The 13359-nt window shown below is 67.2% G+C and carries 12 protein-coding genes, 1 tRNA gene and 2 pseudogenes; 8 read left to right on the top strand and 7 right to left on the bottom strand.

The window, feature by feature from the left end; genetic code table 11:
• Positions 1 to 162: 162 nt before the first annotated feature.
• Both ACWEKR_RS21670 and ACWEKR_RS21665 read right to left on the bottom strand, forming a co-directional pair.
• A complete protein-coding gene (locus tag ACWEKR_RS21670) occupies positions 163 to 1422 on the bottom strand; it encodes a PP2C family protein-serine/threonine phosphatase (protein WP_452356006.1) in 1260 nt (419 codons plus the stop codon).
• A complete protein-coding gene (locus ACWEKR_RS21665) occupies positions 1419 to 2228 on the bottom strand; it encodes an alpha/beta fold hydrolase (protein WP_452356005.1) in 810 nt (269 codons plus the stop codon). The genes ACWEKR_RS21670 and ACWEKR_RS21665 overlap by 4 nt, the downstream gene beginning before the upstream one ends.
• Before the next feature lie 495 nt (positions 2229 to 2723).
• Between ACWEKR_RS21665 and ACWEKR_RS21660 the strand changes: the two genes are divergently transcribed.
• Together ACWEKR_RS21660 and ACWEKR_RS21655 are read left to right on the top strand one after the other, a co-directional pair.
• Positions 2724 to 5177, top strand: a complete 2454-nt coding sequence (locus ACWEKR_RS21660) for an FHA domain-containing protein (protein WP_452356004.1) — start codon at positions 2724 to 2726, stop codon at positions 5175 to 5177.
• Positions 5178 to 5408: 231 nt separating this feature from the next.
• On the top strand, positions 5409 to 6323 hold the full coding sequence (locus ACWEKR_RS21655) for an SDR family NAD(P)-dependent oxidoreductase (RefSeq protein WP_452356003.1): 915 nt from the start codon (positions 5409 to 5411) through the stop codon (positions 6321 to 6323).
• Positions 6324 to 6350: 27 nt separating this feature from the next.
• Here ACWEKR_RS21655 and ACWEKR_RS21650 read toward each other — a convergent pair whose 3' ends face one another.
• Positions 6351 to 6725, bottom strand: a complete 375-nt coding sequence (locus ACWEKR_RS21650) for a heme-binding protein (protein ID WP_452356117.1) — start codon at positions 6723 to 6725, stop codon at positions 6351 to 6353.
• Here ACWEKR_RS21650 and ACWEKR_RS21645 point away from each other — a divergent pair.
• A pseudogene (locus tag ACWEKR_RS21645) lies at positions 6634 to 6912 on the top strand (MarR family transcriptional regulator); the annotation flags it as partial. The gene ACWEKR_RS21650 and the pseudogene ACWEKR_RS21645 overlap by 92 nt on opposite strands.
• Positions 6913 to 7143: 231 nt before the next feature.
• On the opposite strand, the gene ACWEKR_RS21640 reads toward ACWEKR_RS21645, so the two are convergent.
• Entirely contained in the window at positions 7144 to 7716 is a 573-nt protein-coding gene (locus tag ACWEKR_RS21640) for a TetR/AcrR family transcriptional regulator (protein ID WP_195088678.1), read from the bottom strand.
• Positions 7717 to 8197: 481 nt separating this feature from the next.
• On the opposite strand from ACWEKR_RS21640, the gene ACWEKR_RS21635 reads away from it, so the two are divergent.
• Both ACWEKR_RS21635 and ACWEKR_RS21630 read left to right on the top strand, forming a co-directional pair.
• Positions 8198 to 8674: a DUF1772 domain-containing protein gene (locus ACWEKR_RS21635; RefSeq protein ID WP_452356002.1), complete on the top strand. Its 477-nt coding sequence runs from the start codon at positions 8198 to 8200 to the stop codon at positions 8672 to 8674.
• Between the two features lie 104 nt (positions 8675 to 8778).
• Positions 8779 to 9180 carry a PPOX class F420-dependent oxidoreductase gene (locus tag ACWEKR_RS21630; protein ID WP_452356001.1) on the top strand — a complete coding sequence of 134 codons (402 nt, stop codon included), beginning with the start codon at positions 8779 to 8781 and terminating at the stop codon, positions 9178 to 9180.
• A gap of 35 nt (positions 9181 to 9215) precedes the next feature.
• On the opposite strand, the gene ACWEKR_RS21625 is transcribed toward ACWEKR_RS21630, so the two are convergent.
• Entirely contained in the window at positions 9216 to 10190 is a 975-nt protein-coding gene (locus ACWEKR_RS21625; RefSeq protein WP_452356000.1) for a helix-turn-helix domain-containing protein, read from the bottom strand.
• A gap of 128 nt (positions 10191 to 10318) precedes the next feature.
• Here ACWEKR_RS21625 and ACWEKR_RS21620 point away from each other — a divergent pair, with 128 nt between their 5' ends.
• Positions 10319 to 10612, top strand: a complete 294-nt coding sequence (locus ACWEKR_RS21620) for a hypothetical protein (RefSeq protein ID WP_452355999.1) — start codon at positions 10319 to 10321, stop codon at positions 10610 to 10612.
• A 129-nt stretch (positions 10613 to 10741) separates the two neighbouring features.
• On the opposite strand, the gene ACWEKR_RS21615 is transcribed toward ACWEKR_RS21620, so the two are convergent.
• Positions 10742 to 11632, bottom strand: a complete 891-nt coding sequence (locus ACWEKR_RS21615) for a LysR family transcriptional regulator (protein WP_452355998.1) — start codon at positions 11630 to 11632, stop codon at positions 10742 to 10744.
• Between the two features lie 114 nt (positions 11633 to 11746).
• On the opposite strand from ACWEKR_RS21615, the gene ACWEKR_RS21610 reads away from it, so the two are divergent.
• Both ACWEKR_RS21610 and ACWEKR_RS21605 read left to right on the top strand, forming a co-directional pair.
• Positions 11747 to 12970 carry a serine hydrolase domain-containing protein gene (locus tag ACWEKR_RS21610; RefSeq protein ID WP_452355997.1) on the top strand — a complete coding sequence of 408 codons (1224 nt, stop codon included), beginning with the start codon at positions 11747 to 11749 and terminating at the stop codon, positions 12968 to 12970.
• Between the two features lie 29 nt (positions 12971 to 12999).
• Positions 13000 to 13206, top strand: a pseudogene (locus tag ACWEKR_RS21605) (transposase); the annotation flags it as partial.
• 49 nt (positions 13207 to 13255) lie between these two features.
• On the opposite strand, the gene ACWEKR_RS21600 reads toward ACWEKR_RS21605, so the two are convergent.
• A tRNA-Thr gene (locus tag ACWEKR_RS21600) sits at positions 13256 to 13328 on the bottom strand.
• Positions 13329 to 13359: the final 31 nt, after the last annotated feature.

Genomic DNA, 13359 nt, shown 5'->3' with positions numbered 1-13359 from the left:
TGGAATATTGCGTCGCTGTGAATTGTGCCACCATCTAGCGGTACATTAAACCCCGTCACAGCGCCTGCTGACGCCGGCCGCGGCGCCTATGTCGTTACCGCGCAGCCGGTTTGCCGGTATCCACCCAGGTCGGACCCATCGGCGGTCGGGCCCGCCCGCGACTCAGCGCGCCGTACCCGGCAAGGGGGGTAGCGCGTGCACGGCGAGCAGAGCGGTGTCGTCCTCCACTCCGGACCCGAAGGAGGCGAGCAGTTCTCGCAGGGCTTCGACGCCGCCGGAAGCCGTGACGGGCGCCAGTGCTCGAGCGAATTCGAGGAGGGCGCGGTCGCCATAGCGATCGCCATTCGGGCTCGTGCGCGCTTCGGTGAGCCCGTCGGTGTAGAGGAGCAGCGTGTCCCCCACCTCCAGCCGGAAGCTCCTGGTCACGATCCGCGCGTGCGGAATCGCCCCGATGAGCTGTCCGCCGCGGGTGTGCATCTCCTCAACGCTGCCGTCGGCACGCAAGAGCAGCGCCGGCGGGTGGCCGCCGCCGGCCAGGGTGACGGCGCAACCCCCGCACTCGGGAGTGGGTCTGATCATTCCGAAGATGATCGTGCAGAACCGGGGGTTGTGGCCGTGGTACCGCTCGGTCAGGGTGGTGTTCAGCCTGTCGAGCACCGCGGCCGGGTCGTGGGTGTAGGCGGTGGCCGTCCGCAGTGTGTAGCGGGCCAGTGAGGTGAGTGATGCCGCGGGAGCGCCTTTTCCGCAGACATCACCCAGGAACATTCCCCACGTGTCGCCGGTGATGGGGAACAGATCGTAGAAGTCGCCGCCGACCTCGTCGGCGGAGGCGATGTGGTAGTACGCGGCGACCTCGAGCCCGGGCACCTGGGGAAGTTCGGGTGGCAGCAGCGTGGTCTGCAGAGTGGCGTTCAGACGCTGGAGGCGTTCGCGCTCCTGCTCGGCTTCGCGCCGCGCCCGCAGCAGCTCGGTCTCGTAGTCGCGGCGCTCGCGGGCATCGAAAACGGTGGTGCGAATCAGCAGCGGCTGTTCCTGGCTGCCGGTCTTGACCTGCGATGTGACCAGGACGGGTAGTCGGCGGCCGTCGGCGGCTTTCATCTCCAGCGCGATGCCGCGGACTTCGCCCTGCATGCGCAGCAAGGGCGCGAAATGGGTTTCGTGATAGAGGCGACCGCCCACGGTGAGCAGGTCCGAGAAGTGTGCGCGGCCGACCAGTTCGTCGCGCTGCCGGCCCAGCCAGCGCAGCAACGTGGCGTTCACTTTGGCGATGCGACCGTCCAGCGAAGTGGAGAGGTATCCGCAGGGCGCGTTCTCGTACAGGTCCTCGACGCTGTCTTCGAGCAACGCGGCGAACGCCGCGTCGTCATCGGTACCCGCGCCGAGCGTACTGCCGCCGTCTCGGTCGCCCGCCGTGCTCGTCATCCGGTTTCTGCGGCGAAGGCGGCGATAGCGGCGGCGGTCTCCGCCGGAGCGCTGAGCTGCGGGCAGTGGCCGGTCGCGGTGAGCATGACCAGGCTGCTACCCCGGATTCGTTCATGGACGAACGCTCCCACCTCGCGCGGGGCGATGGCGTCGTCGGAGCATTGCAGAATCAGCGTGGGCACGCTCACCGCGTCGAGATCGGCCCGGTTGTCGGAGAGGAACGTGACGCGGGCGAAAACTCGCGCTATCTCCGGGTCGGTGCGGCAGAAACTGTTGGTGAGTTCCTCGGCCAATTCCGGCCGATCCGGGTTGCCCATGATGACCGGCGCCATCGCACCCGACCATCCCAGGTAGTTCGCATCCAGCGCCTCCAGCAGCTCCTCGATGTCGGCGGCACTGAAGCCGCCGCGATATCCGGTGACCGGATCGTCGATGAAGCAGGGCGAGGGAGCCACCAGCACCAGCCCGGCGAATGCCGCGGGCTCGCGAGCGGCGGCGAGCACTCCCATCGTCGCGCTCACCGAGTGCCCGACGAAGATCACCGGGCCGAGCCCCAACTCGCGGACGAGCGCCAGAACGTCCTCGACATAGCCGTCCATGCTGGAGTAACGCCGCGGACTCCACGCCGACAGGTCCGAGCGACCCGCGCCCACGTGATCGAACAGGACGACGGTGAAATCCTGCTCCAACACCGGTACGACCAGCCGCCACATGTGCTGGTCGCATCCGAAGCCGTGGGCGAGCACGACCACCGGCGCGCCGGTCTTGCCGCGCACGGTCACGTGGTTCCTGCTCAGTACCTCCACACAGACACCTTCGCAGAAAATTCGCGGGAACGCCCGTCACAGGCATTCTGCCCGGCAGCGGCTACTCGCCCTGCGCCGCGGCGGCCGTAGTCAACGGCAGCCCGAGCCGGGATCGTGGGCGGCGGCGCGATAGACGCAATCTCCGGGAACCCATGGACACGATTCGATATCAGCTCCTGCGCCGGATGCCGATAAGCAATCCGATCAGGTTTACGAGAACAAATCGGAAAACCTTCGGAGCCGCTACCGCATCCCACCTCGTCGAGCCAGGCTTCCGAATTCGTTGAGAATTGCATCGGAATTCCTCTCCAGCCGAACAGGGTGACTCGTTCTCCGACATCCGCCGCCAAGGAAAGTGTCGTTCAGTTTCCGTTCCAGGACAGGGTTCACGCAGGTGGCGATATATTTCCACGCCGCTCGCGAGGTCCGCGACGGTCGCCTGCGCGACGATCCGACTATTGCGGCGACAGTGTGGCGGAGTCGTATACTCGCGTAATGGCGGGTGAAGGATCCTCCACGAAATTCCCCGAAGCGCCGGTCCTCGTGGTGCAGACGCGAGAACGCGTCTATCGGCTTCGCGCCGGAGGTTCATACAATATCGGCCGCGACCCGGCCGCCGATATCGTCGTCACCGATCCTCGCGTTTCTTCGCTGCACGCCGTCCTCGAGCGGGGATCGGAGGGATGGGAGATCGAGGACGCGCACAGTCTCAACGGGACCTTCTTCGACGGTCATCGGGTCGACCGGATGGTGATCGACCACGACGAGACGTTCCAGCTGGGTCACGCCATGGACGGTGAGCAGCTGAGCTGCTCACTGGAGTCACCGGCAGGCCCCTCGACCGACGGCGATCCCGGTGGCGACACGATGGTCGTCCGCGATCCCGGCTACGCCCTCGACGACGAAGCGACGGTCACCAAGTTCCATTCCGCGCTGCCCCGGCGGGTTTCGCGAGCATCCTCGGCGGCAGCGCCGCCCAGCGCGGTCGTCCGGATCACCACGGGCGGGCTGCGGATCGGGCGCGCCGCCGACAACGACATCGTCGTGCCCGATCTCATGGTCTCCCGCCGGCACGCCGAACTGCAGGTGATCGGCCCGGGCCGGTACCGGATCGTCGACCTGGACAGCCACAACGGAACCTACGTCAACGGCTCCCGGGTCGAGTCCATGGAACTGTCCGAGTCCGATCTGATCGGCATGGGACACACCACCTTCCGGCTGGTCGGCGACGAGTTGCGCGAATTCGTCGACACCGGCGACGTGTCGGTGTCGGTGCAGAACCTGGTGGTGCGGACCGCGGAAGGCAAGGTGCTGCTCGACGAGGTGAGTTTCCCGATCCCGGAGCGCTCGCTCGTGGGCGTCATCGGCCCCAGTGGAGCGGGCAAGTCCACGCTGCTCGGCGCGGTCACCGGATTACGGCCCGCGACGGAGGGAACGGTCCGCTACGACGGACGCGACCTGTACACCGAGTACGACGAGCTCCGGCACCGGATCGGGCTGGTTCCGCAGGAGGACATCCTGCACAGCCAGCTCGCGACGCGGCGCGCCCTGCTGTACGCGGCCGAACTGCGCTTCCCCGGTGACACCCAGAGCGAGGAGCGGGAGCAGCGGGTCGACGAGGTCCTCGACGAACTCGGTCTGGCACGGCACGCCGACACCCGCATCGATAGGCTCTCGGGCGGGCAGCGCAAACGCGTCAGCGTCGCGCTGGAGTTGCTGACCAAACCGTCCTTGTTGTTCCTCGACGAACCGACCTCCGGCCTCGATCCCGGCTTGGACAAGACGGTCATGGAAATGCTGGCCGAGCTGGCGCACGACGGACGCACCGTCATCGTCGTCACGCACAGCGTCGCGAATCTCGATGCCTGCGACCGCTTGCTGGTTCTGGTGCCCGGCGGCCGGCTCGCCTACTACGGGCCCCCCGCGGAGGGATTGCAGCATTTCGGGCAGCGCAGCTGGGCCGAGGTGTTCCAGGCATTCGACCGCGACGAGGAACGCGACTGGGCCGGAGAATTCCAGACTTCGTCACGCTTCCAGGATTACGTGGCGGTCGGACTGACCGACGAGGTCGGTCCGGCGGAAGTGCGGCCCCCAGCGCCGCCGCCCGCGCCGCAGTCCAAACTCAGTCAGCTCAGCACGCTGTGCAGGCGCTACCTGGCGGTGATCGCCTCGGACCGAAGCTATCTGGCGCTGCTCGGCGTGATGCCGCTGATTCTCGGTGGCTTGATCGCCGCGGTGCCCTCGGGCGAGGGTTTCGCCGGAGCGCCGGGCAGCAACGTCGATGCCCCGACCAAGCTCATGATCCTGGCATTCGGCGCCTGCTTCGTCGGCACCGGCAATGCGATTCGCGAGATCGTCAAGGAACAGACGATCTACCGCAGAGAACGCGCGGCCGGCCTGTCGAGCGGGGTCTATCTGATGTCGAAAGTCCTGGTCCTGGGCGTGATCACCACCTTGCAGGCGGCGGTGTTGTTCGTGATCGGCACCATCGGTGTGAGCATGCCCGCGAAAGGTGTGTTCACCTCGGCCGAGCTGGAGCTGATCCTGGCGATGGCGATGCTCGGCATCGCATCGCTGGCGCTGGGCTTGCTGGTGTCGGTGATGGTGAACACGTCGGAGAAGACGCTGCCACTGCTGATCGTGCTGTCGATGGCGCAGCTGGTGCTCACCGGCGGCCTTGTGCGGCTACCCGGCACACCCGTTCTGGAGCAACTGTCCTACCTGTCGCCGTCACGGTGGGGCTACGGCGCGGGAGCCGCCACCGTCGACCTGGACACTCTCTCCCCGCACGAAGGCCCCCCCGACCCACTGTGGAAACACACCCTCGGCACGTGGCTACTGGACATGGGAGTCGTCGCCGGGCTTGGCGCCATCTTCCTCGCGCTGGCCTGGTACCGCCTATATCAACTGCGCCCCCGCCGCCGCGGCGCCCGCCGCGCGAGCCTTTGACGCCGATCTCGACCGGTCGACGGCGTCGATCACGACCGACCTCGGCCTCGGTCTCCTGCCTGACCGACGCATGAGATGTTTCTGTGCCCCGGGCGTCTATGACGTCAGCCTGAAACGTGGGGGCGCCGCCCTTGCGCATCCGCACCGGGCGCGCGACGGTGGGAGTGTGGGTTCCACCCCCGCCGGGCTCGTCGGAGGAAACCAACGGACCGACCATCTTCGGGAGGAAAAATGGCGAACAGGTGGACCGAGCACGACATTCCGGACCAGAAGGGACGGCTTGCGGTCGTCACCGGCGCCAACAGCGGACTCGGGTTCGAGGCAGCCCGGGCGCTCGCCGCGCACGGCGCGACGGTGGTGTTGGCGGTGCGGGATGTGGACAAGGGCAAACATGCCGCGGACCGGATCGCCGACGCGGTTCCCGGCGCGGACACCACCGTCCAACAGCTCGATCTGACCTCGCTGGCATCCGTGCGGACCGCTGCCGAACAGCTGAAATCCGCCCATGCCGCGATCGACCTCCTGATCAACAACGCCGGGGTGATGTACCCGCCGAGGCAGACCACCAGCGATGGATTCGAGCTGCAATTCGGCACGAATCATTTGGGACACTTCGCGCTCACCGGCCTGCTGATCGACCGCATGCTGCCGATGCCGGGCTCACGGGTGGTCACGGTCAGCAGTGTGGGACATCGGCTCCGGGCGCGGATCGACTTCGACGATCTGCAAGCGGAGCGCTCCTACGATCGGGTGGCGGCCTACGGCCGGTCCAAGCTGGCGAACCTACTGTTCACCTACGAACTGCAACGCCGCCTGTCCGGTGCCGGTACCACGATCGCGGTCGCGGCCCACCCCGGCGCCGCGAACACCGACTTGATGCGCAATATGCCCGCCGCGCTGCGTGCGCTCGTACCTGTTGTCGCGCCCATCGTCACACAGACCCCCGCGATGGGCGCCTTGCCGATACTCCGCGCAGCCACCGATCCCGGCGTGCGCGGCGGTCAGTACTACGGACCGGGCGGATTCCTGGAGACCCGCGGCTACCCGAAGATCGTCGAATCCAGTTCGCAATCGCACGACACGGCGATCCAGCAACGCTTGTGGAAGGTTTCGGAGGAACTGACCGGAGTCACCTTTCCCGTCTGATCGCCGCCTCGCGCGGCCGTGGTCGGGTCAGCGAACGGCCCGTGCGGCCGAGAGCGCGGCTATCCCGGCCTCGGCGCACTCGTCGTCGTGTTCGGGCGAGCCGCCACTGACTGCGATCGCACCGACCACGGCATCGCCGTGCGACGTATCAACCATGCACCCGCGGCCGCGATGACAGGTATCCCTGCCACCTGATCCATCTGCGAGAACAGTGCCGGCCACGCCTGTTGCAGTCGCGCCAACTCGCTGCCGTCGCGGTGGAACAGCGCCACACCGGACGTTTTCGCCGGGGCCACACGAGCCGACAACGGTGGCGCACCAGCTGGAGGAAACCTCTACCCGCCTGCGCAGCAAGCCGAGCTGGCTGATCAGCAAGGCTGCGGCACGCGCGCACCGGCTCATCGGCGAGACGACGGCCACGGTCGGCGGACGCGCCTACCATTTCGCGATCCTCGCCGCGCTCGACGAGTTCGGTCCGGACAGTCAGGTACGGATCGGTCAACGGTGCGGAATCGACCAGAGCGACATGCACACCATGCTCGCGGAACCGACCGAGCAGGGTCATGGCACACGCACCTCGGATCCCCGCGACCGACGCCGCAACCTGATCACCCTGACCCGAACGGGGAAACGGCGGCTCGAAGAACTCGACTCGGCACTCTCGGCGGTTCAGGACGACTTGCTCAACGCCTTATCGGCTACCGAGCGCAACCACCTCGCCGTCCTCCTCCTCCGTGTGCTCGATCGAATCTCGCGATCAGGGCCATGCGCCGTATGCGGGCCTCGCCGCCGGTGGCACAGTGACTGGTACGACAGAGGTCTACCGGGTCCACTGGTCGACCAACACCGCCAGGCGAGCGTCCCGTTGAGCCGGCCGCAGACGTCCGCCGCGGTCCAGGGTCGCCAGGCCGTGCAGGGCGCTCCAGCCGACCTCGGTGAAGGTCTCCGGATCGTGCTCGCCCGCGAACGGCGAGAAGGCGGCGAACATGACGGCGAACGCGTCCCGCAGCGGCTGCGAGGCATTCTCGCCGAACGTGAGGTTCACCTTCATCAGGAACATCGCGTCGTAGAGCGCGGGCCGCGCGGTCGCGAAGTCGAGGTAAGCCCGCGCCACCGCCGCCAACGCTGCGCGCGGCTCGCCGCCCGCCGACTCCAATGCCGCGCGGCTCCACGCGGCCATCTCCGCGATGCCCTCCTCGGCGACCGCCGTGACGATCTCGTCCTTGCCCGCGAAGTGTGAATACAGCACGGGCTGGCTGTATTCGATCCGTTCCGCCAGCCTGCGCACGGTCACCGCGTCCCAGCCCTGCGACTCGGCCAATTCCCGAGCGGTGTCGATGATCAGCCGGTGCCGTTCGGCGCGTTCCCGCTCTCGCCGCGTCTGGATCCCCATGAAGCCGACTTTAGCATCGCTTGACAATCTAGTGTCACTAGATTTTGGACACGCTCAGCCTCAGAGCAGACACCCCCGTTCGTGTGCGCGTTTCTACGGGTAGCCTCCGCGTGCCAGTAGTGCCGCCGACTGAGCTGCGGCGATACCAGCGGAGCAATAGGTCAGGTCACCGGCGTCGAGGCAGGGGTTGGGAGGCGCCGTCGATTGCCGACCCCGGCGCGGCCAGCTGCCCGAAACCCGGCGACGAGAACGGGGCCGCAATCGAGCCCCAGCCCAGGGATCCACAGACCGAATCTGCCGGCGTTCGATGACCGGCCTGCCGGGCGACGACGTCCGCTCGGCCGGAACGGCATGCGCGGCTGACACCGAGCGCGCTCCCTGAGCAGCGATGCAAAATCTAGCAAGGCTAGACAATATAGCGACCTAATGTTACCGTTGCTCCAGATTCTAACGATGCTAGAATTTTTGAAGGGAGCCTACAATGCTCATCGTCACCGGCCAGCTCATCGCCGCCGCAGCCGTTCTTTCCAACGCCATCGTCTATGGCACCGATGTCTCCGTCGCCGTGATCACCCGGTCCGTGTACCGCAAGCTCGATGACGCGACCGTGACCATCAGCGCGGGATGGGGTCACTACTACGGCGACAAGCGCATGCCGGTCGTCGGGGCGGTCGGTGTGGTCACCGCGGTGCTCACGCTGCTGATCGCGCTGTGGGCCGGGGAAATCGGCGCTGCTGTCGCGGCGGGGATCACGGTGGCGGCACTGCTCACCTGGCTCGCGTTCTACGTCCGCATCGCCAAGCCGATCAATTCCCAGCAGACCGCCGCTGCGCAGAGCGGCATCATCCCGGCCGATGCCCGTGCGCTGCAAGACAAGTGGGACAGCATTCTGAAGTACCGGGTCAGCCTGCAGTTCATTGCCATCGCCGGCCTGTGCGCAGCGCTGATTCTGTTCTGATCTCACAGCGCGCGGCAGGCGGCAGCTTGCGTTTCCCATACCCGACAGCTTCCGGCTGATCGCCGGGAGCAGGCCTGATATCGAATTCACTGAGGAATACCGACATGACATTCACCATCAATGAACAGCAGTTTCTCGCGGAGGCCGGGATCGGTCGGCTGGCCACGGTGTCGCCTGACGGCGTTGTGCAGAACAACCCGACCAGCTATCGAGTGAATGCCGACGGCACCATCGACATCGGCGGTATGCGCATGCGCAACAGCCGCAAGTACCGCAACGTCGAAGCGGGCAGTCGAGTGTCTTTCGTTGTCGATCAGCAAGTCTCGTTGGAGCCTTACGTGATTCGCGGCATCGAAGTACGCGGCACGGCCGAGGCGCTCGAGGACCAGGAACCGCCGTTCCCTCCCCAGGAACGCTCGATCATTCGGATCCACCCCGACCGGATCATCTCCTGGGGCATCGACGGCGGATCCTTCGACTTCACCAGTCGCCGCGCCGAGCGGTGATTGCTGCGTTGACTCAGCGCATCCACTGCCGCCGTTCACGCACCGCCGCCCGCGTCCATCTCCGGGTGGACTTGGCGCAGCATCGACGCCAGCCACCCGGCGGTGCGATGCTCGGCAGGCATGGCCGCCACCCCTTGCTCGGCTTCCTTCACCGCGTCGGCCTGCCGCCCCAGCAATGCCAACACGATGCCGCGTTGCACGCCCCAGAACCCACCGGTGTACCAGTAGCCGAAGCTGGGCAACGGGACCTCGGCCGCCGCCTCCGCCGCCTTGTCGGCCGCCGCCAGCGCCCTACCTGCCTGCCGCGCCTCACGGCGCACCGCCAGCAGTTCGGCGCGCTGATAGCGGTCGTATACCCCCAGGATCGGGTGCGCACCGTCTACGGCAATGGCCGCGTCGGTGAGCGCGACAGCTCGCGCGGTATCGCCCTGATGACGGGCGGTGTAGGCACGGAAGCTCACCGAGTGCGCGAGCTGGTCGCGGTCTCCCGCAGCCTCGGCGAGGTGTACCGCGTGCTCGAGTGCCCGGTTCGCGGTATGAGGTGAGCCCACCGCGTGCTCCAGCCACCCCCGGTAGCGGGCGACCTCTGAGGCGAGGGCGGCAGCGCTGGCCCCACCGACCCGCTCCCCCGCAAGCGCCCGCGCTACGCCGTCGATGCCCCGTATCACCGGGGCCACAAGTGCCGCGCCTGCCGAGTCCTCCAGGTGCCGTGTGCGTTCCAGAATCACCGACACGTCCTCGAGGCTGGACCGCCCGGCGGCGGCAGGATCGGTCACCGTTGCCGCCAGCCGTTCAGGATCGACACCCGCCAGCCCCAAAGTTGGATCGCCCAGGACCCTGCGGTAGGCGTCGAGCACGGCCGTGGTGATCGGCTTGTTTCCGGTCTCCACCAAAGACAGGTAGCCGGGTGTGAAGCAGGTACGTGTTGCCATCGTGCGCAGCCCGATACCCGCCAGGGTGCGCAGCTCCCGCAACAGTCCCCCCGAAACCGACCCACCATCGGTAAACATAGGAAAACCCTAGGGCAAGGGCGTTTCCGTGCAGGAACGTCAAGCTGATTCCCAGCCCCGCCGCTGGGTCGACTCGGTCCCCGGCGGTGGGTGCGAACCATCCACCGGAACAGCAGGGGAGGCATGCGTTGGACGCGATCGGCTGGATAGATCCGTGTTCGCCGATACCGGAATGGGACGCGGCCCAGGTGCGGCGCCTGGCGCGGCGGTTGGGCTACGCACTGCACTGGGCCGACACCAGTTCGGTCCTGGGTCTGGTCGAGCAGGTCACGGCTTACGGTGTCGACGTGGTGTTGCTGCCGTCTTCGGCGCACATCGACGCGGTGACCTTGGATCGGCTGATGGTCGTGGTCGACGTCGAATGCGCCGCGCCCCGTGCATCCTTCGGCCGGTGGGCGGTCGTCCGCGGAGTGCGCCGATGAGTTGGGCGCAGGTCGGCCTGGTGTTTGCGATCGCCGTCCCCTTGGCGGTGGTGTTCGCCATGATCTTCTGGCCATCCGACTACGACGATCAGACCCGGCATGTTTCAGCGCTCGGAACCTCCGTTGACGTTACGTGTACAGGTTTGTCGCGGTGCCCAGGTCCCGGACCACGTCGGCCAGCGCGCGGACCATCTCCGTCTCCTCGCGCCAAACCAGTGCCCAGCGCAGGTTCCAGTCGTGGATCGGTAGGTACACGATGTCCGGGCGGGCGTTGTACCGTGCCACGTGCGCGCCTAGGTTGTGGATGCCCTCGCCGTTGGCCACGTGGAGGAAGATGTCGTCCAGACTCGCGATGTTCGGCTGATGGCGTTCGATCGGCCGGCCGCTCGGGGTGTAGAACGGGGTGAACGCGTCGCCCCAGTATTCGGGGCCTTCCGGACCCTGCATGATGCCCCGGCCCGCGAACACCTCGATCGACACCGACTTCTCCTCAGCCAACTCGTGGTCGGCCGCCACCAGCAGCACGCTGTGCTCGGTGTAGATCATCGGGCCCACGGTCAGGTCCGGTTCCTCCACTGGCAGCCACGCGACCAGCACGTCGATGTCACCGCTGCGGATGGGGCTCAACGCGTTGGCGAATGGGTTGTGCCGGATTCTCAGGCCCCACTGCGGGTTCCGCGCGTGGAACGCCTCCCAGAACGGGCGCAGGTCGTGAGCGTTGCCGGGCAGCATCCCGACTCGCAGCACACCCGTCTTGCCTTCGGCCGCCAGCCTCGCCCGCGCCATGCCCTCACGCAGACCGCGGTAGGCGGGCAGCAGGTCCGCGCGCAGCTGCTCACCGACGGCGGTCAGCCGGACCGACCGGTTCGTGCGGTCGAACAGCGCCGCGCCGACGCCGCGTTCCTGCTTCTTGATCGCCTGGCTGACCCGCGCCTGGCTCACGTGCAGCCGCTGTGCCGTCCTTCCGAAATGAAGCTCCTCGGCCAGCGTCAGGAAGATCTCGATGTCCCGCAGCTCCAACGTGTTCCTTGATCTATAACCGCCGTGTTATCGCCACGATACGAGAACTCTCGTTGTTTCGAACGCGGTGGGAGCCAAAGCTTGTCTCAAACCGGAAGGCAAGGAGTACACGAGATGTCACAGACTGTGAGCTGGGACCGGCAGGGCAACTGGACGATGGCCGGCGGCAGGGGGCTGGCGAACGCAGGCAGGCTGCGGGACGTGCTGTCGCGCCACGTCGAGGTCGGCACCGTTCCCGGGCTGGTCGCGCTGGTCAGCAGGGGCGACGACGTGCACGTCGAGGCGCTCGGCAGCCTGCACGACGACGTGAACGCCCCCATGCGCCGGGACACGATTTTCCGCATGGCGTCGCTGACCAAACCGGTCACGGCCGCCGCCGTGATGATCCTTGTCGAGGAGTGCCGGCTGAGACTGGACGACCCGGTGCAGACCTGGCTGCCGGAACTGGCCAACCGCCGGGTGCTCAGCCGCGTCGACGCCGAGCTCGACGACACCGTCCCCGCGGTCCGGCCCATCACCGTGCGGGATCTGCTGACGCTGACCTTCGGCTTCGGGCTCGTGTTCACGCCGAGCCCGATCCAGGCGGCGATGGTGGAGCTCGGCGTCGTCGGCGACGGCACCGCGAACTGGCCGGCCATCGACCAGGACGAGTGGCTGCGTCGGCTGGGCACGCTCCCACTCGTGTACCAGCCCGGGGACCGGTGGCAGTATCACGTCGGCTCCGACGTGCTCGGTGTTCTCGTGTCGCGGGTGGCGGGCCAGCCGTTCGGGGCGTTCCTGGCCGAGCGCTTGTTCGCGCCGCTCGGCATGGTGGACACGGGCTTCCACGTGCCCGCCGCCGAGCTCAGCCGGCTGACCACCAGCTACGCCCACGACCCGACCACCGGCGAGCTGACCGTGTGGGACCGGCCGACCGGGAAATACAGCCGCCCACCGGCATTCGAGGCGGGCGGCGACGGCCTGGTGTCCACCGTGGACGACTACCACGCATTCTTCCGCATGCTGTTGGGCAAGGGCGAGCGGGTGCTGTCGCGGGCCTCGATCGAGCTGATGACCATGGACCACCTCACGCCGGCGCAGAAGGTCGAGAAAGACCAGTTCGGCGACCACTTCGGCCGCCACGGCGGTTTCGGCTTCGGCATGGCCGTGCGCACACACCGCCGCGACCTGGCCTCCCCCGGCCAGTTCGGCTGGGACGGCGGCCTCGGCACGACCGCGTACGCGGACCCGGCGGAGGATCTGGTCGGCATCCTGCTGACCCAGACCGCCATGGACTCGGCCGACACACCGCGCCTGCACCAGGACTTCTGGACTGCCGCCTACCAGATGTGCTCCTAGCTGTCCTCGAAGTCGGTGCGGTTGACGTGGTGTGTGGTGTGTCTCGGTTGTTGCGTAGGCATGAGTTGACCGAAGAACCGTGGCGGGGGTGATCGAGCCGGTGTCCGGGCGACGGGTCGTCCGCGCGTGGATGACCGACGGGTGATCAACGGCATGTTGTACAGGCCGAGGCCGGCGTCGCGTGGCGGGACCTGCCCGAGCGCTACGGGCCGCGGCGGGTGTCGGTAGATGAGACCAGGTCCGTTCCAGGATACCGAAACCACTGCTGACCTGGACTTGTGTTTGAGCCGCCTGGGGGAATCGAACCCCCGACCTTTTCATTACGAGTGAAGCGCTCTACCGACTGAGCTAAGGCGGCGTGCCTTTCGGCCAGGGCAGTCTATCGTCTC

It is taken from the genome of Nocardia sp. NPDC004573, assembly GCF_053602135.1.
This window is presented reverse-complemented; position numbering and strand designations above follow the sequence as displayed.